Here is a 21,873-nt window from a genome sequence, read left to right as displayed (position 1 = left end):
CGGCAGTTTCCTGCTTCTTCTTCGCTTTCACACTCACTCCTCGCCTGGCACGTCAGGCGTACTACATCCATGTTTACTTCATATCGGCAACATTTTTAGCAGATAGTGCGTGAAAACGGTTACAGAATTTTCATGAAAAGTGTGATGAATATTTAATTTTTCGATCCGCCTCGCATCGTGAGCGGTTTAGCCTTCAATGGGATCGACATCCAGCACCCATTTCACTTTTCGTGAATCCGGTATTGTGTTGATAAGCGCCAGAGTGCCATTAATGATGTGCTGCAAGCGCACGCGGGAAGGGTGTTGCAACAAGATCTGCCAGCGCCAGCGACCGCCTCGTTTGGGTGCCAGTGCCGGAACCGGGCCGAGAACCCACAGTTTGTCATCCGCCAGCGGACTGGAGAGGATCAGATTGCGCAACTGCTGCAGGAACAGCGGTGCGTGCTGATTATTATGATCTTCTGCGCGCACAATCACATGGCTGGTCCACGGTGGCAGTTGCATCATTCGCCGTTCGGCCAGCGCCTGTTCGGCAAAGGCGTCGTAGCCTTTATAGAGCAACGTTTGCAACAGAGGATGTTCCGGATGGTGTGTTTGCAGCACCACCTCACCCTGTTTACCTGCACGCCCCGCACGACCAGCGACCTGAGTGTAAAGCTGGGCAAAACGTTCTGCTGAGCGAAAATCGGCAGAAAATAGCGCGCCATCGACGTCCAGTAACGCCACAAGCGTGACATCCGGAAAGTGGTGACCTTTCGCCAGCATTTGCGTACCAATCAAAATCCTCGCGCCACCGCGATGCACTTCCGCCAGTTGCTGCTCCAGCGCGCCTTTACGGCTGGTGGTGTCGCGGTCGATACGTGAAATGGCTACACCAGGGAACATCGGCGCAAGCGTCTGTTCAAGCTGCTCAGTGCCCAGCCCCACCGGCATCAGGTGCGTAGAGCCGCAGGACGGACACTGGCGCGGCACCGGGCGCTGGCTATCGCAATGGTGGCAGCGCAGATGTTGCTGTGCCTGATGCAGCGTGTAGTAGTGATCGCAACGTGGGCATTCGGCAATCCAGCCGCAGTCGTGGCACAGCAGCGCAGGCGCAAAACCACGGCGATTAAGAAAGAGAATAACCTGGTTGTCGGCCTGTAAATGCTGGCGCATACGACTGATTAACGCTGGAGCCAGCCCTGCCTGCACCTTCTGACCTTTTAAATCCAGCACGTGTTGAATTGCCGGACGCGCATTACCCGCCCGACGTGTCAGGCGCAGCAGGCGATATTTTTTCTGTTGCACGTTGCATAGCGTTTCCAGTGCAGGCGTTGCCGAACCGAGAATGATCGGGATTTGCTCGCTGTGCGCGCGATATACCGCCAGGTCGCGGGCATGATAGCGCCAGCCTTCCTGCTGCTTGTAGGAACTGTCATGCTCTTCGTCGATGACAATCACGCCGAGATTTTTAAATGGCGTAAACAGTGCGGAACGCGTACCAATCACAATCGCTGCTTCGCCATTTTTCGCTTTCAGCCACGCCGAAAGGCGTTCGCTGTCGTTCAGACCAGAATGCAGAACTTCCACGGGGGCGTTAAATCGTTCACGAAAACGGGCGATAGTTTGCGGTGTCAGGCCGATTTCCGGCACCATTACCAGCGCCTGCTTGCCCTGGCTGAGAACGTTTTCCAGCACGCTTAAATAGACTTCCGTTTTACCGGAACCGGTGACGCCCGCCAGCAGCCAGGCAGAAAAAGAATCGGCCGCGCTATGAATTGCGCCAACGGCGGTGGCTTGTTCAGTATTCAGCCGCAGACGTTCGCCAGAAACGGCATAGCCCGTTCGCCAGTCGCTAAATTCTGGCGTTTCGCTTGCCAGTTCACACAAACCTTTTTTGCGCAGCGCCTGTAGTGCGGCATCATTAAATTCGAGAGTGGCGACCTGGTCGCGCCAGATTTTCCCTTGCCGCAATGCTGCCAGCGCTTGCTGCTGTTTTGGCGAACGTTTCAGGCTGTTGATATCCACCGCCTGACCCTGCTCGGTGGCAAACCAGTACCACATTGGCGTGTTCGCCGCAGGTCGCCCCTGGCGCAGTAAAATCGGCAAGGCATGAAATAACACATCGCCAATCGGATGATGATAGTAATCCGCCGCCCATAGCAGTAATCGCCAGACGGAGTGAGTAAACACCGGCTCACTGTCCAGCACTTCTCCCACCGCTTTCAGTTCGTTGAGTGGCAACTCGCTGACGTCGCTAACCGACACCACAATCCCGATGCGTTCTTGCTGTTTGCCAAACGGCACGCGCACGCGACACCCGGCTTTAACCGTCATGCCTTCAGGCAGCAGATAGTCAAAGGTACGAGGGAGCGGAACGGGCAAGGCAACGTGGGCAACGGGCATAGCATCATCCTGACTTGAAATTCGGTGGAACAGTATACACATTGCCGTAGAGGAGTGCGGATCAGTTTGCATACGCTGGTTAATTTCTGTATGATTCGGCGCCTTTGATACGAAATGATCGTATTGAAACTATACTTTAAACATCGCGTGGTGTCTGGCGTTAGGGCTGGAAGAGCGACGCGGCCTTAAACCGAGGTTTTCCCATGAAAAAAGATATTCACCCGAAATACGAAGAAATTACTGCTAGCTGCTCTTGCGGTAACGTAATGAAAATCCGCTCCACCGTTGGTCATGACCTGAACCTCGACGTGTGCAGCAAGTGCCACCCGTTCTTCACTGGCAAACAGCGTGATGTTGCTACCGGTGGCCGTGTTGATCGCTTCAACAAGCGTTTCAGCATCCCGGGCAGCAAATAAGACCGGATTTCCGAAAAAAGCGCCGCACGGCGCTTTTTTTGTGCCTGAAAACTTTCATCAGCAACATAACTCATTGAGTTTGTGTTTTTTTATCTTTTCTTTCATCGCGAAAATCCATTTTATCGATACCGTATTTTTTCATGCGCAAATACAGCTTTTTTCTGGGTATCTGAAAGTAATCTGCAACGTCGTTTATACGACCCTGGTGGAAGTTGAGAGCATCAATAATTATTTGTCTTTCATAACTTTCTACTCGTTCATCCAGCGGTGCTGGATCAGTCTCCATCATCTGCAAATTGACCGAATCGTCCAGCATTAAAACACCTACTGCAACCAGTTCTGCTGCATTCACCAACTCAATGATATTACCCGGCCAGGCACGCGCCATCAGCCGTTTATAAAACGTTTTTCCCAGCAACGGCTGTTGGCGATTTAATCGTTTACAGGTGAGTGTCAGATAATGGTGAAAAATAGGTTCAATATCCCCCGGTCGTTGGCTTAGTGGTGGGCATTCAATGTGGGTGAGTGAAAAAAGAAAATACAATGCGGGAATGATTTTCTGTGCGGCGGCCAGTTCAGCCAGAGGGCTTTGATTAACAACCATCAGACGAAACGATCGATCCTGTGGGCGTTCCTGGAGTTGAATCAAGAGACGCTGATTTTCTTGTGTTAAATGTTCAAGTTCTTTTAATAACAGCGTGCCACCTTCTGCCTCTTTCACCCATTCTTCCAACGGTTGCTGACTATTAGCGCTGAGTGTGCGTTCAATTAAAGGTCTTTCTTTGCGAGAACTAAATTGATGAAGATAATGAGCAGCTAATGTTCTCCCTGTACCCGGTTCGCCGTAAAAACAGACGGGAAGATCGGTTTCTGCCAGCGTTTCAAGTTGTTGGCGTGTCTGGCGGATCCAGCCGCTGTTACCGATTAAGTGTCGATTAAACTGAGTGTGTCGCCATTTTTTTTGTTCCAGATAAGCTTCACGCTCTGCCAGTGCTTTTTCGATAAGTGATAGAAATTGTTCCGGATTGACCGGTTTTTGCAGGAAATCCCACGCTCCCTTTTTTACCGCTTCAACGGCCATAGGAACATCGCCATGACCGGTGATCATCAGAATAGGAAGATTAGGGTCGATCAGCGTTATTTTTTCCAGCAGCGTAATGCCTGAAATATCTGGCATGCAAACGTCGCACACAACGATGCCTTCCCAGGTATTTTGCAGCAATTGTAGGGCCTCTGAAGGGTTGCTACAGGTACATACTACATAACCCTCTTGCTGTAAGAGAGCGCTGTAGGCTTGCAGAACATCATTATCGTCATCAATTAACAGTATTGTTGGGTGAGTGTCTGTCATGCTTAAAGCTTCCTGAAACGTAGAATAACCAGCGCATGGTGGTCGAGAGTAGACGCGATATGTAACTCTCCCTGGCACTGACGCATAATAGAATGACTAATCGAAAGGCCAATACCCAAACCTACAGCTTTGTCAGTGGTAAAAGGTGTTAATAGTCGATCAGCCAGAAGCACAGGCCAGCCTTTTCCATTGTCAGCAATATATAGCGTTACAGTGGTGGCTTCTTCTTCAAAGTTAATGGTTATTGTGGGCGGTTCTTCCAGACAGGCTTCCAGGGCATTGGTAAATAAATTAACTAAAACTTGTTGAATTAAAACATCATCGCCATACACAGCAGGGAAATGATCCGGGTAGTGAAGAGAGGCTTTCAGTGGTCGATGTTTCAATGCCAGAAGTTCCCAGGATGAATAAATTACCTGCTGTAAATTGATTGCGCCGCCAGCTAATTCACTATCACGACGGCGGGCGAAGTTGCGCAGTCGTTTAACGATGTTATCCATGCGTTCGACCAGCGATCGCATAGTGACGATATAATTTTTTACCAAACCAACGTCTTGTTGTTCTAAAGCGCGGTTGGCACTGAACAGATACATAGATAATGCATTAAGTGGTTGATTAATTTCATGTGCCAGTGTTGTCATTGTCTGCCCGACTACGGCCAGTTTTGCGGTTTGGATCAATTCACTTTGTGCAGTACGAAGGTTTTTTTCAGTCGCTATTCGATCGCATATTTCCTGCTCCAGTTGACGTTGTTGTTGATTAATTTGTTCAATGGTCTGGCGGAGCAGGTTGGCAATTCTCCCAAGTTCATCGTTGCCGGAGACAGGGATATCAGCATCGAGTTCACCATTGCTTAACTTGACGACGGCATCATTCAGTAACTGAAATCGGCGGATCATTCTGGGACGAATGTAGAGGTAATTTACCAGAATGACGAACAGCAAGGCGGTAACCATAGCCGACAAAATCAGTAGCCCGCTGATTTGCATTATTTTTTCCAATCGTAGATTGAATGTTTGTAGTTGTTGATGGCTATTTCCTAATTGAGTTTCTAATTGGTTGCGTATTTGCGTAAATACACGCTCTTTATCCCCGATAGTACTCATGAGGGGCTGTTGAGCTTGCTGCCAGGCAGCGAGGGTTCCGGGTAGATAATTTTGTTGAGTACCAAGCTCCCACAAGGAATAAACCGTCTGATGTAATGTGATGGTACTGGAATAAGACGATAACGATCTCACATTTTCGTCAATGCTGTGCTTCAAAAAATTCAGGTATTGAATATGTTGTTTTAACGAATCTATATCTCCACTATGTGTGTTAAGCATCTCCTTCAGTGTGCTGACGATCTGGGTTTCTATATGTGAAAGTTCGAAAACAAGTTGTAATTCTTTTTGAATAGTTTGTTGAGCATTTTGCAAATCCTGATTTTCGTGCAGATCTTTTCGTTGGCTGAGTTGATTGAGCAACGACGATTGTTGCCAACTTAAATCCTGAGTCAGAGAGTTAAGCTCATTATTGAAATCATCATGTAACCAGTTAACTCTTGAGGATATAACGTCGAGTTTTCCTTTTTCTTGATTGTTGTTATTCACCGCGCTATCGAGCTTGCTAAGCAATCTGTGACTACTGGCAACCTGTTGGTTAAGCGCATTTTGATGTACTGAATCAAGATGGGGATTAATGGCCTTAATTTTTTGCAGCCGTTGTTCAATTTGTTCTCTCACCTGAAGACGATTAACGGTATTGGTTGTCTGTTGTAGCTCATTGAATTCATTTACCAATGCGGTAAGGTTTTCTTCAAAAAGAAATGAAGCCTGAATCCGCGGGAAATAATCATCAAGCGCGTAGCGAACCTGAGAATTTTGTTCATACCACGAATAGAGGCTAACTACGCTAACGAATAGCGTAAGAACGGCACTAAAAACAAAGGCGAGGCGTAAGCTCGTCCCTATAGTATGTAGTTGTTTCACTTTAATGACTCGAGTTGCATGTTCACTAATTGCTGTTGATGCAGGAAAAACTGCTGCCATGCCATGATCTGAGCTTCACGAAAGCCTGATTGCAGTTCGAATTGCTGCAGGTACATGGAATTAATAGCCTGTTGTGGGGTAACAGGAACGGCTGTTAATAATGTGCGCACATCTGGCAATTTACGCTTAAGCCGATGTTCTGCGGCATATAATGATTTCCAGGTGTTTTGAAGTTCGGTAAGGCGAAAAGTAATCGCATTATCAAATAACAATTGCACGAGCTTTTGGCGTTGCATAATCAACGGATAATCAAGGGAAGGGGAGGAAAATAATCGTAGTTGTTGCTCCGCGAGAGGAGTGCCGGAGGGCAGTGGGTATACCGGATATTTTCCTGAGTCAGAATCGCTCAATGCTTGTTGTCCTTCCGGGCTCAATAAGAAATTAATAAAACGACCCGCCTCCTGTGAATGTTCACTGCCGTTTGTGATAGCAATAAACATAGGTGCTGCGCGAGAGTTTGGGAAATAACTGAAACGTAAGGTTGAATTATTAAGCAGTACGTTAGCGTAATTGTCGATTATCGGACCAGCGTCTCCCAATCCTGTGCTGATCTTATTTGCTACACCGAAACTACGTGATGAAATGGTCGCGAGATTGCCGCCTATTTTCAGTAGTGTGCTCCAGCCGTTATTCCATCCTTGTTGTTGCAGGAGATCTTCAATCATCAGATGAGTGGTATCTGAACGCGAAGGGCTACTCATTAATAAGGTTCCTTGATAACGTGACCTGCTTAATTCCTTCCATGAAGTAGGTACTGGCTCATTTTTATCTTCCAGATGCGCTACATTGATCAGGATGCCATAGCCCGATACTGCAACTGCAACGGTGGTTGACCGAATAGAGTCGGGGACTAACTTTCTGCTTGTTTCTATCTGATTATTAAATGGCTGGAGCAGGTTTTTACTTTGTAATCGCTGTAGCAACATGGGGGATGAACTCAATACCAGATCAATATTTTCACCCAATGGATTTTCAAGCAGGCGCTCAATGGATGCACTGGTTCGGTTGAGTGTTCGGATTTGGGTTGCCAGGGGTTGCTTTTGCCATTGACTGATAATGTGCTCTGTCGCTTCCGAAGAAAGCGTTGTAGCAATCACCAGCTCTTGTGCTGAGGTGACGTTGACGCATAAAAGCCAACAGATTAGTGTTCGTTGTATAATACGAATCATGTCAAAAATCCTATTAACGAGAGAAAAACTCTTACGCTGTAATTCATATCATTATCCGTTCGCTAATATACTCAATGAACAGCAAGACACTTGTGTCAGTATCAGAAATTATCATTAATTTGGATGTAGCCAGCGTCACTATATCCGGAAGCGTTTGTTAAAAAAAGATCAATATTGCACCTCTGAACACGTGTATCTTGCGGAAATAGCGGTTGTTATGGGTATGCTCGGTAATTAATTTCCACACTTGCGCTATCGGATTCAGGTTATGACCGGATTCTATTGTTTCTTTGCGCCAGCCTTCATGCGCCGGAAGAATGGCTTTAATTCGAGCGCAAATGTGCTTGTCATGAAGGATATCATGAAAATGTTTAAGTCCTCCTTGTTGTTGAGCGGTGATGAAAACTTTCATGTTGCGCAGCATGATCCTCCGATAGGGTAAAATCAAGTATCTTCAATGATCACGTGTATAGATACAAAATATGTGACTGACATCAAAAACTGAAAAAATTAATAAAAGGAATTATTTTTATATTGGGGCTGTTGTAACCCGTTAAGACTTAAATAAGAGCCGAATTCTATTTTGGGATGTGAAAATGGGAAAGAAATGGAACATGATATTTGTATTTTTGAGTCAATTTTGACTCATTTGCCTTGTATTGTAACTTAAACTCTCTTGCTTCACTATCTTCAAAACCAATGAAGCAAGGGCTTTTGAAATACTCATCAGAGAGTAGCAACTAGCATTGCTGTTTAAAATAACTCTATGAACTGGAAGGTGATGTATGCTTTCTCTATTGAAACCTCAAGTGGCAACACATAAGGTTCCTGAAAGTGAAATAAAGAATACCTATAATCGTTATCGTATGCAGGCGCTATTTAGCGTGTTTATCGGTTATCTTTCGTATTATATTGTCAGGAATAACTTTGTTCTCTCCACACCTTATTTAAAACAAGATCTTAATCTGTCTGCGACTCAAATAGGGCTACTTAGCAGTTGTATGCTAATCGCCTATGGTATTAGTAAAGGGGTAATGAGTAGCCTGGCAGACAAAGCTAATCCTAAAGTCTATATGGCTGTGGGTTTAGTTCTTTGCGCCCTCGTTAACGTGGCGCTTGGTTTTAGTTTTGCTTTTTGGATGTTTGCGGGACTTGTCATTCTGAATGGCCTCTTTCAAGGGATGGGCGTTGGCCCTTCGTTTATTACAATAGCCAACTGGTTCCCTCGTAAAGAACGGGGCATCGTCGGTGCGGTCTGGAATATTTCGCACAATGTGGGGGGCGGTATTGTTGCTCCGATTGTTGGTGGTGCATTTGCCGTATTGGGTACTGAACACTGGAAAATAGCAACGTATGTTGTTCCAGCGATTGTATCAGTTGTCATTGCTATAGTCGTGCTGATGACAGGTAAAGGTTCTCCCGTAAGTGAAGGTTTACCACCATTAAGCGAAATTGTTCCGGACGACGTCAGCATTAAAGCAAAAGATGATCGTGCGCCAGAAGATATGACTGCCTGGCAAATTTTTTGTACCTATGTGCTAAAAAACAAGAATGCATGGTTCGTCTCTTTCGTTGATGTTTTTGTCTATATGGTGCGTTTCGGAATTATCAGTTGGTTGCCCATTTACCTGTTAAGCGTGAAACATTTTACGAAGACTGAAATGAGCACGGCATTTTTAATTTTTGAATGGGCGGCTATTCCAACGACGTTATTTGCTGGCTGGTTGAGTGATAAATTATTTCATGGTCGCCGTATGCCACCCGCGATTATCAGTATGGTATTGATTTTCTTCTGCCTGCTGGGCTACTGGAAAAGCGACTCTCTGCTCTCTATTACCATTTTTGCTGCTTGCGTAGGCTGCCTTATCTATGTTCCGCAGTTCCTGGCTTCTGTGCAGACAATGGAAATTGTCCCCAGTTTTGCCGTGGGTTCCGCAGTCGGTTTGCGTGGTTTTATGAGTTATATTCTTGGCGCAACGCTTGGTACAAGTTTGTTTGGTGTTATGGTCGATCAGGTAGGTTGGGATGGCGGTTTTTATCTTCTGCTTGCTGGTGTTATCTGTTGCATTATTTTCTGTACGCTAACGCACTTTGGCGCGGTCGCTATGGAACGACAGCGTCAAAATGACGTGGCTGCGTTTTCGCAAGAGCTTCAGACCAATAAAAATTAGATTTTGGGGGCCAGTCACGAGGTGATTGGCCCATTACCAGGAAAACAGCGGCCATTCTTTAGCGACGGTAGTGAGTTGTGGCGCATCGAAAACGGCCTGTGGTGAAACCACCGTTTCTTCAAGCGGGATATTTTTGCCGTAGCGTTCTTTGAGCTTCGCCTGGACCAGCGGGTTGCTAAGATCGAACTCTTTCAGTTTTTGCTGCTCGCCCACGCTCATTCCCAGCGCGTTCTGATACACCTTCCACACCACTTCTGAACAATACTGGCGATCGTCGCTCCACGAGAAGCTGAAGTCATACGGTTTACCAAGATAACGTTTTGTCGCTTGCGCCAGTTTTTGCTGTTGTTCGGTATTCAGCCCGCCTTCAACACGGCGCACAATGTATTTGCCCTTTTCACCGTGGGCGATCCACTGCTTCAGCGGGGTGTATTTCACCGGGCCGACGGCTTCAAAGACGTAGGGCTTTTTATTGCGTATCACCAGCATACCGGTATGGCTGTAATCGGAATGGGTCGCCAGTTGGATCGCTTTACTTTGCGATGAGCGAGAGATCTGAAAGATGATGTCGCCGGTTTGTGGCTGCCAGGCAAAGGCTGGCGCAGAAACCAGCAGGCTGGGGATGAGTAGCCTGATTTTCATCGTTAAACGTCCATGTATAAAAAGGCGGTGGGTTAGATCTGAGCCGCTGACAACGTGCTTGTTGTTTATGCCGGATGCGGCGTGAACGCCTTATCCGGCCTACAAGTTCGTGCAAATTCAATAGATTGCAATATGACGTAGGCCTGATAAGCGTAGCGCATCAGGCGATTTTGCCTTTGGCAGCACTCCCCACGCCGCTCTTTTCCGCTTTAGTATTCCCACGTCTCCGGGTTAATCCCCATCTCACGCATGATCTCTTTTGCCGCTTCCGGGATTTCGTCGCTGCGCTCTTTACGCAGATCGGCATCATCCGGCAGCGGTTGCCCGGTAAAGGCATGCAGAAACGCTTCACACAGCAGTTCGCTGTTGGTAGCGTGACGCAGGTTATTCACCTGACGACGCGTGCGCTCATCGGTGAGGATTTTTAACACCTTAAGAGGAATGGAAACCGTAATCTTTTTGACTTGTTCACTCTTCTTGCCGTGCTCAGCGTATGGGCTGATATATTCGCCGCTCCATTCAGCCATGAGATACTTAATCCTCTTCGTCAATAAATTGAGACCAGACCGTACAATTAATAAGGTTACTGGTCATAAACCCGCATAGTTTACCGTACAGGCGCTACCGTGACATCGTGTAATGCGCCTGTCAGCGTGATAATGCATGTAATTTTAACGGCAATTTCTGATTTGCTCAATCTATACGCAAAGAAGTTTAGATGTCCAGATGTATTGACGTCCATTAACACAATGTTTACTCTGGTGCCTGTCTTTTCACCGACTCAGCCCAGGGAACTTCATCACATGACGCGTAAACAGGCCACCATCGCAGTGCGTAGCGGGTTAAATGACGACGAACAGTATGGTTGCGTTGTCCCACCGATCCATCTTTCCAGCACCTATAATTTTACCGGATTTAATGAACCGCGTGCGCATGATTACTCGCGTCGCGGCAACCCGACGCGCGATGTCGTGCAGCGTGCGCTGGCAGAACTGGAAGGTGGCGCTGGCGCGGTGCTTACTAATACCGGCATGTCAGCCATCCATCTGGTGACTACCGTCTTTTTGAAGCCGGGCGATCTGTTGGTTGCGCCGCACGATTGTTACGGCGGCAGCTATCGTCTGTTCGACAGTCTGGCGAAACGTGGTTGTTATCGCGTGCTGTTTGTTGATCAAGGTGATGAGCAGGCATTACAAGCGGCACTGGCAGAAAAGCCCAAACTGGTGTTGGTAGAAAGCCCCAGTAATCCATTGTTACGCGTCGTGGATATTGCGAAAATCTGCCATCTGGCAAGGGAAGTTGGGGCGGTGAGCGTGGTGGATAACACCTTCTTAAGCCCGGCATTACAAAATCCGCTGGCATTGGGTGCCGATCTGGTGTTGCATTCATGTACGAAATATCTGAATGGCCACTCTGACGTAGTGGCTGGCGTGGTGATTGCTAAAGATCCGGATGTGGTCACCGAACTGGCCTGGTGGGCAAACAATATTGGCGTGACGGGTGGTGCGTTTGACAGTTATTTGCTGCTGCGTGGTCTGCGAACTCTGGTTCCGCGTATGGACCTGGCTCAGCGCAACGCGCAGGCGATTGTGAAATATCTGCAAACCCAACCGCTGGTGAAAAAACTTTATCACCCGTCGCTGCCGGAAAATCAGGGGCATGAAATTGCCGTGCGTCAGCAAAAAGGCTTTGGCGCAATGTTGAGTTTTGAACTGGATGGTGATGAGCAGACGCTGCGTCGCTTCCTGGGCGGGCTGTCGTTATTTACGCTGGCGGAATCATTAGGGGGAGTGGAAAGTTTAATCTCTCACGCCGCAACCATGACACACGCAGGCATGGCACCAGAAGCGCGTGCTGCCGCCGGGATCTCCGAGACGCTGTTGCGTATCTCCACCGGTATTGAAGATGGCGAAGATTTAATTGCCGACCTGGAAAATGGCTTCCGGGCTGCAAACAAGGGGTAAAAATGAGTGTGATTGCGCAGGCAGGGGCGAAAGGTCGTCAACTGCATAAATTTGGTGGCAGTAGTCTGGCTGATGTGAAGTGTTATTTGCGTGTTGCGGGCATTATGGCGGAGTACTCTCAGCCCGACGATATGATGGTGGTTTCCGCCGCGGGTAGCACCACTAACCAGTTGATTAACTGGTTGAAACTAAGCCAGACCGATCGTCTCTCTGCGCATCAGGTTCAACAAACGCTACGTCGTTATCAGTGCGATCTGATTAGCGGCCTGTTACCCGCCGAAGAAGCCGATAGCCTCATCAGCGCCTTTGTCAGCGATCTGGAACGTCTGGCGGCGCAGCTCGACAGCGGTATCACCGACGCAGTATATGCGGAAGTGGTAGGCCACGGTGAAGTGTGGTCGGCGCGTTTGATGTCTGCGGTGCTTAACCAACAAGGATTGCCTGCGGCCTGGCTCGATGCCCGTGAATTTTTACGCGCTGAACGCGCCGCACAACCGCAGGTTGATGAAGGCCTGTCTTATCCGTTGCTGCAACAATTGCTGGTGCAGCATCCGGGCAAACGTCTGGTTGTGACCGGGTTTATCAGCCGTAACAACGCCGGTGAAACGGTACTGCTGGGGCGTAACGGTTCCGACTATTCCGCCACCCAAATCGGTGCGCTGGCGGGTGTTTCCCGCGTAACTATCTGGAGCGATGTCGCCGGGGTATACAGCGCCGACCCGCGCAAAGTGAAAGATGCCTGTCTGCTGCCATTGCTGCGTCTTGATGAAGCCAGCGAACTGGCGCGTCTGGCAGCCCCTGTTCTCCACGCCCGTACCTTACAGCCCGTTTCTGGTAGCGAAATCGACCTGCAACTGCGCTGTAGCTATACGCCGGATCAAGGTTCTACGCGTATTGAACGTGTACTGGCTTCCGGCACTGGTGCGCGAATTGTCACCAGCCACGACGATGTCTGTTTGATTGAGTTTCAGGTGCCAACCCGCCAGGATTTCAAACTGGCACATAAAGAAATCGACCAGATTTTGAAACGTGCTCAGGTGCGTCCGCTGGCAGTTGGCGTGCATAACGATCGCCAGTTGCTGCAATTTTGCTATACCTCCGAAGTGGCTGATAGCGCCCTGAAAATTCTCGATGAAGCAGGATTGCCAGGCGAACTGCGTCTGCGTCAGGGGTTGGCGTTGGTAGCGATGGTAGGCGCAGGTGTCACCCGTAACCCACTGCATTGCCACCGTTTCTGGCAGCAACTGAAAGGTCAGCCGGTCGAATTTACCTGGCAGTCGGATGACGGTATCAGTCTGGTGGCAGTACTACGCACCGGCCCGACCGAAAGCCTTATTCAGGGACTGCATCAGTCCGTCTTCCGCGCGGAAAAACGCATCGGCCTGGTCCTGTTCGGTAAGGGCAATATCGGTTCGCGTTGGCTGGAACTGTTCTCTCGTGAGCAAAGTACGCTCTCGGCGCGTACCGGATTTGAGTTTGTGCTGGCAGGCGTGGTGGACAGCCGCCGCAGCCTGTTGAGCTATGATGGCCTGGACGCCAGCCGCGCGTTAGCCTTCTTCAATGATGAAGCCGTCGAGCAGGATGAAGAGTCGCTGTTCCTGTGGATGCGCGCCCATCCGTATGATGATTTAGTGGTGCTGGACGTTACCGCCAGTCAGCAGCTTGCTGACCAGTATCTCGATTTCGCCAGTCACGGTTTCCACGTTATCAGCGCCAACAAACTGGCGGGAGCCAGCGACAGCAACAAGTATCGCCAGATCCACGACGCTTTCGAAAAGACCGGACGTCACTGGTTGTATAACGCCACCGTCGGCGCGGGCTTGCCGATCAACCACACTGTGCGCGATCTGATCGACAGCGGCGACACTATTTTGTCGATCAGCGGGATCTTCTCCGGCACGCTCTCCTGGCTGTTCCTGCAATTCGACGGCAGCGTGCCGTTTACCGAACTGGTGGATCAGGCGTGGCAACAGGGCTTAACCGAGCCTGACCCGCGTGATGACCTTTCCGGTAAAGACGTGATGCGCAAACTGGTGATTCTGGCGCGTGAAGCGGGTTACAACATTGAACCGGACCAGGTGCGCGTGGAGTCGCTGGTGCCAGCACATTGTGAAGGCGGCAGCATCGACCACTTCTTTGAAAACGGCGATGAACTGAATGAGCAGATGGTGCAACGACTGGAAGCCGCCCGCGAAATGGGGCTGGTGCTGCGCTACGTGGCGCGTTTCGATGCCAATGGCAAAGCGCGTGTTGGTGTAGAAGCGGTGCGTGAAGACCATCCGCTGGCATCACTGCTGCCGTGCGATAACGTCTTTGCCATCGAAAGCCGCTGGTATCGCGATAACCCGCTGGTGATCCGTGGGCCAGGCGCTGGGCGCGACGTCACCGCCGGGGCGATTCAGTCGGATATTAACCGCCTGGCGCAGTTGTTGTAATTTCAGGAATCTAATAATGCCTGGTACACATGTTTTCGTGTCTATGGTTTCTAACTAAATATATTGATTTATCATTTGGTTATAGGCCGGATGAAGCGTTTGCGCTACATCCGGCAAGAAGCAATAAGTACGTTGTCAGCCTGCATCTGTAATCCGGTCTGCCTTGCATTCCGGATTTTCTTTTCCTTACCATCCTGAATTTTTCTCATCTTTCCTGATTTTTCCTCACCATCATTGGTCATTTTTCGGTTGACGCTCCTCCGCTTTTCCTTCATCTTTACATCTGGACGTCTAAACGGATAGATGTTCACAACACAACATATAACTACAAGCGATTGATGAGGTAAGGTATGAGCTTTTTTCACGCCAGCCAGCGGGATGCCCTGAATCAGAGTCTGGCAGAAGTCCAGGGGCAGATTAACGTTTCGTTCGAGTTTTTCCCGCCGCGTACCAGTGAAATGGAGCAGACCCTGTGGAACTCCATCGATCGTCTTAGCAGCCTGAAACCAAAATTTGTTTCGGTGACCTATGGTGCGAACTCCGGCGAGCGCGACCGCACGCACAGTATTATTAAAGGTATTAAAGAGCGTACTGGTCTGGAAGCTGCACCGCATCTTACCTGCATTGATGCGACTCCCGACGAGCTGCGCACCATCGCCCGTGACTACTGGAATAACGGTATTCGCCATATCGTGGCGCTGCGTGGTGACCTGCCGTCGGGAAGCGGTAAGCCGGAAATGTATGCTTCTGACCTGGTGGAGCTGTTAAAAGAAGTCGCGGATTTCGATATTTCAGTAGCGGCGTATCCGGAAGTTCACCCGGAAGCGAAAAGCGCCCAGGCGGATTTACTCAACCTGAGACGCAAAGTGGATGCTGGAGCCAACCGCGCTATCACTCAATTCTTCTTTGATGTCGAAAGCTACCTGCGCTTTCGCGACCGTTGTGTCTCTGCGGGGATTGATGTGGAAATTATTCCGGGCATTTTGCCGGTCTCTAACTTTAAACAGGCGAAGAAATTTGCCGACATGACTAACGTGCGCATTCCGGCGTGGATGGCACAAATGTTTGACGGCCTGGATGACGACGCCGAAACCCGTAAACTGGTGGGTGCAAATATCGCAATGGATATGGTGAAAATTTTAAGCCGTGAAGGGGTAAAAGATTTCCACTTCTATACTCTGAACCGTGCTGAAATGAGTTACGCGATTTGCCATACGCTGGGTGTTAGACCGGGTTTATAAGTGTTTTTGTTTCGGTGAAAATCACACAGTGATCACAAAATTAAAACAAAGCACAAAATGCCTCCTCGAAGCGAGGGGGCAGACCAGCAAAACTATTGACTCGCTTTTTCTCCTTTATTCCTTAAAGGAACAGGGAGAAAACAGCGATAAAGCCTCTTTGTATAAAGTATTTATCCGTAATCGGACATAATCAAAAAGGCTTATTTAAGATCATTTTGATCTACATCTCTTTAACTAATGATATGTAAGATCCCAACTATCGCATCCGTGGATTAATTCAATTATAACTTCTCTCTAACGCTGTGTATCTTAAGGGTAACACTGTAGAGGGAGCATATTGATGAGCACGTCTGACGATATCCATAACACAACAGCTAGCGGAAAATGTCCGTTCCATCATGGCGGTCATGACCAGAGCGCCGGTGCGGGAACAACCACTCATGACTGGTGGCCAAAACAACTCCGTGTTGACCTGTTAAACCAACATTCTAACCGTTCTAACCCACTGGGTGAGGACTTCGACTACCGCAAAGAATTTAGCAAGCTAGATTACTACGGCCTGAAAAAAGATCTGAAAGAGCTGCTGACAGAGTCCCAACCGTGGTGGCCAGCAGACTGGGGCAGCTACGCGGGTCTGTTTATTCGTATGGCCTGGCACGGCGCGGGGACTTACCGTTCAATCGATGGTCGCGGTGGCGCGGGGCGTGGTCAGCAACGTTTTGCACCGCTCAACTCCTGGCCGGATAACGTCAGCCTGGATAAAGCGCGTCGTCTGTTGTGGCCAATCAAACAAAAATATGGTCAGAAAATCTCCTGGGCCGACCTGTTTATCCTTGCGGGTAACGTGGCGCTGGAAAATTCTGGCTTCCGTACTTTCGGTTTTGGTGCCGGTCGTGAAGACGTCTGGGAACCGGATCTCGACGTAAACTGGGGTGATGAAAAAACCTGGCTTGCCCACCGTAATCCGGAAGAGCTGGCAAAACGGCCATTAGCAGCAACCGAAATGGGGCTGATTTACGTTAACCCGGAAGGACCAAATGCCAGCGGTGAACCGCTTTCCGCGGCTGCAGCTATTCGCGCGACATTTGGCAATATGGGAATGAACGACGAAGAAACCGTTGCGCTGATCGCAGGTGGTCATACGTTAGGTAAAACTCACGGTGCAGGCCCGGCAACGCACGTAGGTCCTGATCCGGAAGCCGCACCGATCGAAAACCAGGGCTTAGGCTGGAAAAGTGATTTTGGTTCCGGTGTCGGTGCCGATGCCATTACTTCAGGCCTGGAAGTGGTCTGGACGCAAACGCCGACTCAGTGGAGCAACTATTTCTTCGAAAACCTGTTCAAATATGAGTGGGTACAGACTCGTAGTCCGGCAGGTGCCATCCAGTTTGAAGCAGTCGATGCACCGGAAATTATCCCGGATCCGTTCGATCCGTCGAAGAAACGTAAGCCGACGATGTTGGTCACTGACCTGACTCTGCGTTTTGATCCAGAGTTTGAGAAGATTTCACGTCGCTTCCTCGATGATCCACAAGCGTTCAACGAAGCCTTTGCCCGTGCATGGTTCAAACTGACGCACAGGGATATGGGGCCGAAATCTCGCTACATCGGACCGGAAGTGCCGAAAGAAGATCTGATCTGGCAAGATCCGCTGCCACATGCGTTCTTCAACCCGAGCGAGGAAGATATCCTTAATCTTAAGGCGGCGATTGCTGAATCTGGCCTCTCCGTGAGCGAGCTGGTTTCTGTTGCCTGGGCTTCCGCCTCCACCTTCCGCGGTGGGGATAAACGTGGCGGCGCGAATGGTGCGCGTCTGGCATTGGCTCCACAGCGCGACTGGGAAGTTAATGCCGCAGCAGCACGTGCATTGCCGGTGCTGGAAGGGATCTACAAATCCTCCCATACAGCGTCGCTTGCCGACATTATTGTTCTTGCCGGTGTCGTTGGTGTTGAAAAAGCGGCGAGTGCGGCGGGTATCAGCGTTAATGTTCCGTTTACACCGGGCCGTGTAGACGCGCGCCAGGATCAGACTGACATTGAGATGTTTGAGCTGCTCAAACCTGTTGCCGACGGTTTCCGTAACTATCGTGCTGCGGCGGGTGAGGCTACAACTGAATCTCTGTTGATCGATAAAGCACAGCAATTGACCCTGACTGCACCGGAAATGACGGTGTTGGTCGGCGGGATGCGCGTACTGGGTGCCAACTTCGATGGCAGCAAAAACGGCGTCTTTACTGACCGCGTGGGCGTATTGAGCAATGACTTCTTTGTGAACTTGCTGGATATGCGTTACGAGTGGAAAGCGACCGACGAATCGAAAGAGCTGTTCGAAGGCCGTGACCGTGAAACGGGTGAAGTGAAATACACTGCCAGCCGTGCGGACCTGGTATTTGGTTCTAACTCCGTCCTGCGTGCGCTGGCAGAAGTTTACGCCAGCAGCGACGCCCACGAGAAGTTTGTTAAAGACTTCGTGGCGGCATGGGTGAAAGTGATGAACCTCGACCGTTTCGACCTGCTGTAATCTGAACTCCTTCAGCGACTGCCTTTCAGGCGGTCGCTGAAGTTTCTTTACCAGCGTATAGTGTCCACAGGAAAACTACACACTGGATCTCTCATGTCTGCCGCAGGAAAGAGCAACCCACTGGCAATCAGTGGCCTGGTTGTGCTCACACTTATCTGGAGTTATAGCTGGATTTTCATGAAGCAAGTCACCAGCTACATCGGTGCCTTCGACTTTACTGCTTTACGCTGCATTTTTGGCGCTCTCGTTTTATTCATCGTCCTTTTATTACGTGGTCGCGGTATGCGTCCGACGCCGTTTAAATACACTTTAGCTATTGCCCTGTTACAAACCTGCGGGATGGTGGGACTGGCGCAATGGGCGTTGGTGAGCGGCGGAGCAGGGAAGGTGGCAATCCTGAGCTATACCATGCCGTTCTGGGTGGTGATTCTCGCGGCGCTGTTTCTTGGTGAACGCCTGCGACGCGGGCAATATTTCGCTATTCTGATTGCCGCCGTTGGATTATTGCTGGTGTTACAGCCGTGGCAACTCGATTTCTCCTCGATGAAAAGCGCCATCCTGGCAATCCTCTCCGGCATCAGTTGGGGAGCGAGTGCGATTGTTGCGAAACGCCTTTATGCCCGCTATCCGCGCGTGGATTTATTGTCGTTAACATCCTGGCAGATGCTTTATGCGGCGCTGGTGATGAGTGTGGTCGCCTGGCTGGTGCCGCAACGTGAAATTGACTGGCAGCCCACGGTGTTTTGGGCGCTGGCCTACAGTGCGATTCTGGCGACGGCACTGGCCTGGAGTTTGTGGCTATTTGTACTGAAAAACTTACCTGCCAGTATTGCCAGCTTAAGCACGCTGGCGGTTCCTGTTTGCGGAGTACTCTTTTCCTGGTGGCTGCTTGGTGAAAACCCCGGCGCGGTTGAAGGCAGCGGTATTGTGCTGATTGTGCTGGCACTGGCGCTGGTAAGCCGTAAGAAAAAAGAAGCCGTCAGCGTAAAAAAAATCTGAAGAGCGTCTTCCCTGGGCGCTATCGCTTATTTAGCAAAATAGCGGTAGTGCCCGACAATCTGCCAGCTAAACAACACATCTTCTTCCTGCGCGCCTGCGCCAATGTTATGTATCACCAGTGGCGTACCGTTGCGGGCGAAGCCATCTGAAACCACCCCAATATGTGCCAGCCCGTTATCTAATCGCCAGGAGACAATATCGCCCGCTTGATAGTCACTGGGGTTCTTGCTGGTGGGGCGTGTTTTATCGTGGTGGATAAACCAGGTTTCCAGATTAGGCACCCGACGGTGATCGATGTTGCTGTCCGGGCGCTTTAACTTCCATTTTTGCGGGTACTCGGCAAAATTCTTCGCCATATCTTCATGAACCAGCTTCTGCAAATCTACCTGCTGGCTGCGTAATGCGCGGATCACTACATCAGAACATACGCCGCGTTCCTGCGGGACATCACCGCCAGGATAGGTAAGCTGCACATACGCCGGATCGTAAAATAGCGTGCTGCTAATTTGCTGTCTGGCACCGTCTGCGATGGCAAGGTTGGTGTTGGCCTGGATTTGTACCACGGTTGGTGGAACGGCGGGAGATTTTAAGGAGTGGCTGGTAAATGCCGTTAGAAGGCTGACCAACGCCAGTGAAGCTTTCATCTGTTTCGTCCGTGAAAATAAGAGTCACAGATTCGACCTTCCGGGCTAACGATTGTTCTGTGGAGAAAATGTCCAGAAGCGGATAAAAAACTCCCGGACAAGCCGGGAGTTTGGCGTAGGTTATTCCCACTCTTGCAGGAAACGCTGACCATACTGGTCGGCTACCAGCAATGCAGCGTAAACCTGATCTGGCGTGGCGCCGCCAGGCATGTTGTGAATAGTTTCACCTTCTGCACAAGATGCTTCTGCGACAATCCGCATTTTCGCCGGGATATCTTCTTTAATATCCAGTTGTGCCAGGGTAATTGGCAGGCCGACAGCATGGCACAGCGCAGCTACGGTTTCGATTTCCTCAACTGGTGCGTTTTCCAGAACCAGTTGCGTCAGCGTACCGAATGCCACTTTTTCACCGTGATAATAGTGATGCGCATCCGGAATGGCCGTCAGGCCATTGTGCACCGCGTGCGCCGCCGCCAGGCCGCCGCTTTCAAAGCCCACGCCGCTCAAATAGGTGTTAGCTTCAATCACACGTTCCAGCGCCGGAGTCACCACATGCTGTTCAGCGGCAAGCATCGCTTTTTCGCCTTCTTCCAGCAGGGTGTTGTAGCACAGTTCAGCCAGAGCCAGTGCTGCCTGAGTACATTTACCGCCCGCCATCGTGGTTGCGCCGCTGCGGGAACAGGCACGTGCTTCAAACCAGGTTGCCAACGCATCGCCAATACCCGCCGCTAACAGACGTGCAGGTGCGCCAGCAACAATTTTGGTATCCACAATGACGCGTTCCGGGTTGTTCGGCAGCAGCAGATAGCGGTCAAACTCACCATCATCGGTGTAGATAACAGACAGCGCACTGCACGGTGCGTCGGTAGAGGCGATAGTCGGAGCGATTGCTACCGGAACACCCATGAAATGTGCCAGTGCTTTGGCGGTATCGAGGGTTTTACCGCCGCCAATACCGAGAATTGCACCACACTGTGCGGTTTCTGCGATGCCACGTAGACGATCGATTTCATTTTGCGAACATTCACCGCCAAAGGGTGCGATTTCAACAACCAGCCCGGCATCTTTAAAGCTTTGCTCGACGGTTGCCTGAGCAAAACCTAATACAAATTTATCGCCAACAACTAACCAACGTTCTGCCAGCGGTTTCAGGTATTCGCCCAGGCGATTAATTACATCAGCGCCCTGGATGTATTTACCTGGTGATTGAATAATGCGGTCCATAATTGCTCCTTTAGAGATGAGTATTGCCAAATGCGGCATTCCAGTCGTGCTCGAACTTCTCTATAGCTGACTCTACCGCAGGGGTGTTAAGCATTTGTTGCGCTACATCTAAGGGCAGTGTGATGGATTCACATCCTGCCAGCAAACAATCCAGCGCCTGACGCGGTGTTTTAAAGCTGGCTGCCAGCACCATGCTTTCTGGCGCGTGCATTTCCAGTAACGCTTGCAGCTCCTGTACGGTACGAATGCCGTCTCCGCCCTGAGCGTCCACGCGGTTTACATAGGGGGCCACGTATTTTGCGCCAGCCAGTGCGGCTAATAGCCCTTGTGCGGCGCTGTAGACTGCGGTTCCCAGCGTGGTAATGCCTTCTTTTTTCAGCAATTTAATTGCTGCCAGACCTTCGGATGTTACCGGAATTTTCACCACAATTCCCGGAATAACGTCGCGCAGACGTTTCGCTTCTTCTACCATGCCCTGTGCGTCGCGGCTCATAGTCTGAGCAAACAGAATGCCCTCATCACCAATCGCTTTTTGCAGACGCGGCAGTACATCCCAGATGGACTCCTTGCTGGCAGCAATAATGCTCGGGTTAGTCGTCACTCCGGCAATCGGGAATATGCGTGCCAGACGTTCGACTTCTGCGACGTTAGCGGTGTCCAGATACAGTTCCATGATGTTTC

Annotated in this window: 18 protein-coding genes; 7 read left to right on the top strand and 11 right to left on the bottom strand. The window is 50.0% G+C overall.

All coding sequences use genetic code 11. The annotated features are described in order from the left end of the window. Positions 1-186: 186 nt before the first annotated feature. Positions 187-2,385 carry a primosomal protein N' gene (gene priA / locus BEA93_RS17555; protein ID WP_001517517.1) on the bottom strand — a complete coding sequence of 733 codons (2,199 nt, stop codon included), beginning with the start codon at positions 2,383-2,385 and terminating at the stop codon, positions 187-189. Positions 2,386-2,588: 203 nt separating this feature from the next. Here priA and rpmE point away from each other — a divergent pair, with 203 nt between their 5' ends. Further along, entirely contained in the window at positions 2,589-2,801 is a 213-nt protein-coding gene (rpmE, locus tag BEA93_RS17550) for a 50S ribosomal protein L31 (RefSeq protein ID WP_000710770.1), read from the top strand. Positions 2,802-2,871: 70 nt separating this feature from the next. Here rpmE and pgtA read toward each other — a convergent pair whose 3' ends face one another. From pgtA to BEA93_RS17530, 4 genes are all read right to left on the bottom strand, one after another. After that, entirely contained in the window at positions 2,872-4,152 is a 1,281-nt protein-coding gene (gene pgtA / locus BEA93_RS17545; protein WP_000132598.1) for a two-component system response regulator PgtA, read from the bottom strand. A gap of 2 nt (positions 4,153-4,154) precedes the next feature. Next, a complete protein-coding gene (locus BEA93_RS17540) occupies positions 4,155-6,182 on the bottom strand; it encodes an ATP-binding protein (protein ID WP_236942063.1) in 2,028 nt (675 codons plus the stop codon). Then, positions 6,119-7,351, bottom strand: coding sequence for an ABC transporter substrate-binding protein (locus tag BEA93_RS17535; RefSeq protein ID WP_105224817.1), 1,233 nt, complete (start codon positions 7,349-7,351; stop codon positions 6,119-6,121). Before BEA93_RS17535 ends, BEA93_RS17540 begins: the two co-directional genes overlap by 64 nt. A 157-nt stretch (positions 7,352-7,508) precedes the next feature. Continuing rightward, the gene (locus BEA93_RS17530; protein WP_233461550.1) at positions 7,509-7,763 is read right to left on the bottom strand and encodes a hypothetical protein; all 255 of its coding nucleotides are present in this window, start codon (positions 7,761-7,763) and stop codon (positions 7,509-7,511) included. Between the two features lie 373 nt (positions 7,764-8,136). On the opposite strand from BEA93_RS17530, the gene pgtP reads away from it, so the two are divergent. Then, positions 8,137-9,522, top strand: coding sequence for a phosphoglycerate transporter PgtP (pgtP, locus tag BEA93_RS17525; protein ID WP_000949936.1), 1,386 nt, complete (start codon positions 8,137-8,139; stop codon positions 9,520-9,522). A 33-nt stretch (positions 9,523-9,555) separates the two neighbouring features. Here the strand turns inward: pgtP and BEA93_RS17520 are convergent, their stop codons facing one another. After that, positions 9,556-10,164 (bottom strand): YiiX family permuted papain-like enzyme, encoded by a 609-nt coding sequence (locus BEA93_RS17520; RefSeq protein ID WP_016249369.1) that lies wholly within the window; start codon positions 10,162-10,164, stop codon positions 9,556-9,558. Positions 10,165-10,373: 209 nt separating this feature from the next. Then, positions 10,374-10,691, bottom strand: a complete 318-nt coding sequence (gene metJ / locus BEA93_RS17515; RefSeq protein WP_000852812.1) for a met regulon transcriptional regulator MetJ — start codon at positions 10,689-10,691, stop codon at positions 10,374-10,376. Between the two features lie 276 nt (positions 10,692-10,967). Here metJ and metB point away from each other — a divergent pair, with 276 nt between their 5' ends. Both metB and metL read left to right on the top strand, forming a co-directional pair. After that, positions 10,968-12,128: a cystathionine gamma-synthase gene (metB, locus tag BEA93_RS17510; protein WP_016262747.1), complete on the top strand. Its 1,161-nt coding sequence runs from the start codon at positions 10,968-10,970 to the stop codon at positions 12,126-12,128. A 2-nt stretch (positions 12,129-12,130) separates the two neighbouring features. Further along, complete coding sequence (gene metL / locus BEA93_RS17505) at positions 12,131-14,563, top strand: bifunctional aspartate kinase/homoserine dehydrogenase II (protein ID WP_000110800.1); 2,433 nt, start codon at positions 12,131-12,133, stop codon at positions 14,561-14,563. Positions 14,564-14,667: 104 nt separating this feature from the next. Here the strand turns inward: metL and BEA93_RS25250 are convergent, their stop codons facing one another. Further along, on the bottom strand, positions 14,668-14,805 hold the full coding sequence (locus tag BEA93_RS25250) for a hypothetical protein (RefSeq protein ID WP_154663965.1): 138 nt from the start codon (positions 14,803-14,805) through the stop codon (positions 14,668-14,670). A 108-nt stretch (positions 14,806-14,913) separates the two neighbouring features. Between BEA93_RS25250 and metF the strand changes: the two genes are divergently transcribed. From metF to yijE, 3 genes are all read left to right on the top strand, one after another. Next, positions 14,914-15,804 (top strand): methylenetetrahydrofolate reductase, encoded by an 891-nt coding sequence (gene metF, locus BEA93_RS17500; protein WP_000007531.1) that lies wholly within the window; start codon positions 14,914-14,916, stop codon positions 15,802-15,804. A 340-nt stretch (positions 15,805-16,144) separates the two neighbouring features. Next, positions 16,145-18,325, top strand: coding sequence for a catalase/peroxidase HPI (katG, locus tag BEA93_RS17495; RefSeq protein WP_000107702.1), 2,181 nt, complete (start codon positions 16,145-16,147; stop codon positions 18,323-18,325). A gap of 93 nt (positions 18,326-18,418) precedes the next feature. Then, positions 18,419-19,324 (top strand): cystine transporter YijE, encoded by a 906-nt coding sequence (gene yijE, locus BEA93_RS17490; RefSeq protein ID WP_001271260.1) that lies wholly within the window; start codon positions 18,419-18,421, stop codon positions 19,322-19,324. 26 nt (positions 19,325-19,350) lie between these two features. Here yijE and BEA93_RS17485 read toward each other — a convergent pair whose 3' ends face one another. The 3 genes from BEA93_RS17485 to fsa all read right to left on the bottom strand — a co-directional run bounded on the left by BEA93_RS17485 (position 19,351) and on the right by fsa (position 21,865). Continuing rightward, positions 19,351-19,968, bottom strand: a complete 618-nt coding sequence (locus BEA93_RS17485; RefSeq protein ID WP_105224816.1) for a DUF1287 domain-containing protein — start codon at positions 19,966-19,968, stop codon at positions 19,351-19,353. A gap of 120 nt (positions 19,969-20,088) precedes the next feature. Then, positions 20,089-21,192, bottom strand: a complete 1,104-nt coding sequence (gldA, locus tag BEA93_RS17480; protein ID WP_000373979.1) for a bifunctional L-1,2-propanediol dehydrogenase/glycerol dehydrogenase — start codon at positions 21,190-21,192, stop codon at positions 20,089-20,091. 10 nt (positions 21,193-21,202) lie between these two features. Then, positions 21,203-21,865: a fructose-6-phosphate aldolase gene (fsa, locus tag BEA93_RS17475; protein WP_000424828.1), complete on the bottom strand. Its 663-nt coding sequence runs from the start codon at positions 21,863-21,865 to the stop codon at positions 21,203-21,205. Positions 21,866-21,873 lie beyond the last annotated feature (8 nt).

Source organism: Escherichia sp. MOD1-EC5950 (assembly GCF_002965345.1).
GTDB lineage: Bacteria > Pseudomonadota > Gammaproteobacteria > Enterobacterales > Enterobacteriaceae > Escherichia > Escherichia marmotae.
This window is presented reverse-complemented; position numbering and strand designations above follow the sequence as displayed.

What these genes read in the sequence shown, in the direction of transcription:
- BEA93_RS17520 (WP_016249369.1), bottom strand. Translation starts at nt 10,164, where the DNA reads ATGAAAATCAGGCTACTCATCCCCAGCCTGCTGGTTTCTGCGCCAGCC.
- metL (WP_000110800.1), top strand. Translation starts at nt 12,131, where the DNA reads ATGAGTGTGATTGCGCAGGCAGGGGCGAAAGGTCGTCAACTGCATAAA.
- BEA93_RS17530 (WP_233461550.1), bottom strand. Translation starts at nt 7,763, where the DNA reads ATGAAAGTTTTCATCACCGCTCAACAACAAGGAGGACTTAAACATTTT.
- BEA93_RS25250 (WP_154663965.1), bottom strand. Translation starts at nt 14,805, where the DNA reads ATGACCAATGATGGTGAGGAAAAATCAGGAAAGATGAGAAAAATTCAG.
- metB (WP_016262747.1), top strand. Translation starts at nt 10,968, where the DNA reads ATGACGCGTAAACAGGCCACCATCGCAGTGCGTAGCGGGTTAAATGAC.
- yijE (WP_001271260.1), top strand. Translation starts at nt 18,419, where the DNA reads ATGTCTGCCGCAGGAAAGAGCAACCCACTGGCAATCAGTGGCCTGGTT.
- metJ (WP_000852812.1), bottom strand. Translation starts at nt 10,691, where the DNA reads ATGGCTGAATGGAGCGGCGAATATATCAGCCCATACGCTGAGCACGGC.
- fsa (WP_000424828.1), bottom strand. Translation starts at nt 21,865, where the DNA reads ATGGAACTGTATCTGGACACCGCTAACGTCGCAGAAGTCGAACGTCTG.
- BEA93_RS17485 (WP_105224816.1), bottom strand. Translation starts at nt 19,968, where the DNA reads ATGAAAGCTTCACTGGCGTTGGTCAGCCTTCTAACGGCATTTACCAGC.
- priA (WP_001517517.1), bottom strand. Translation starts at nt 2,385, where the DNA reads ATGCCCGTTGCCCACGTTGCCTTGCCCGTTCCGCTCCCTCGTACCTTT.
- metF (WP_000007531.1), top strand. Translation starts at nt 14,914, where the DNA reads ATGAGCTTTTTTCACGCCAGCCAGCGGGATGCCCTGAATCAGAGTCTG.
- pgtP (WP_000949936.1), top strand. Translation starts at nt 8,137, where the DNA reads ATGCTTTCTCTATTGAAACCTCAAGTGGCAACACATAAGGTTCCTGAA.
- rpmE (WP_000710770.1), top strand. Translation starts at nt 2,589, where the DNA reads ATGAAAAAAGATATTCACCCGAAATACGAAGAAATTACTGCTAGCTGC.
- pgtA (WP_000132598.1), bottom strand. Translation starts at nt 4,152, where the DNA reads ATGACAGACACTCACCCAACAATACTGTTAATTGATGACGATAATGAT.
- katG (WP_000107702.1), top strand. Translation starts at nt 16,145, where the DNA reads ATGAGCACGTCTGACGATATCCATAACACAACAGCTAGCGGAAAATGT.
- BEA93_RS17540 (WP_236942063.1), bottom strand. Translation starts at nt 6,182, where the DNA reads ATGGCAGCAGTTTTTCCTGCATCAACAGCAATTAGTGAACATGCAACT.
- gldA (WP_000373979.1), bottom strand. Translation starts at nt 21,192, where the DNA reads ATGGACCGCATTATTCAATCACCAGGTAAATACATCCAGGGCGCTGAT.
- BEA93_RS17535 (WP_105224817.1), bottom strand. Translation starts at nt 7,351, where the DNA reads ATGATTCGTATTATACAACGAACACTAATCTGTTGGCTTTTATGCGTC.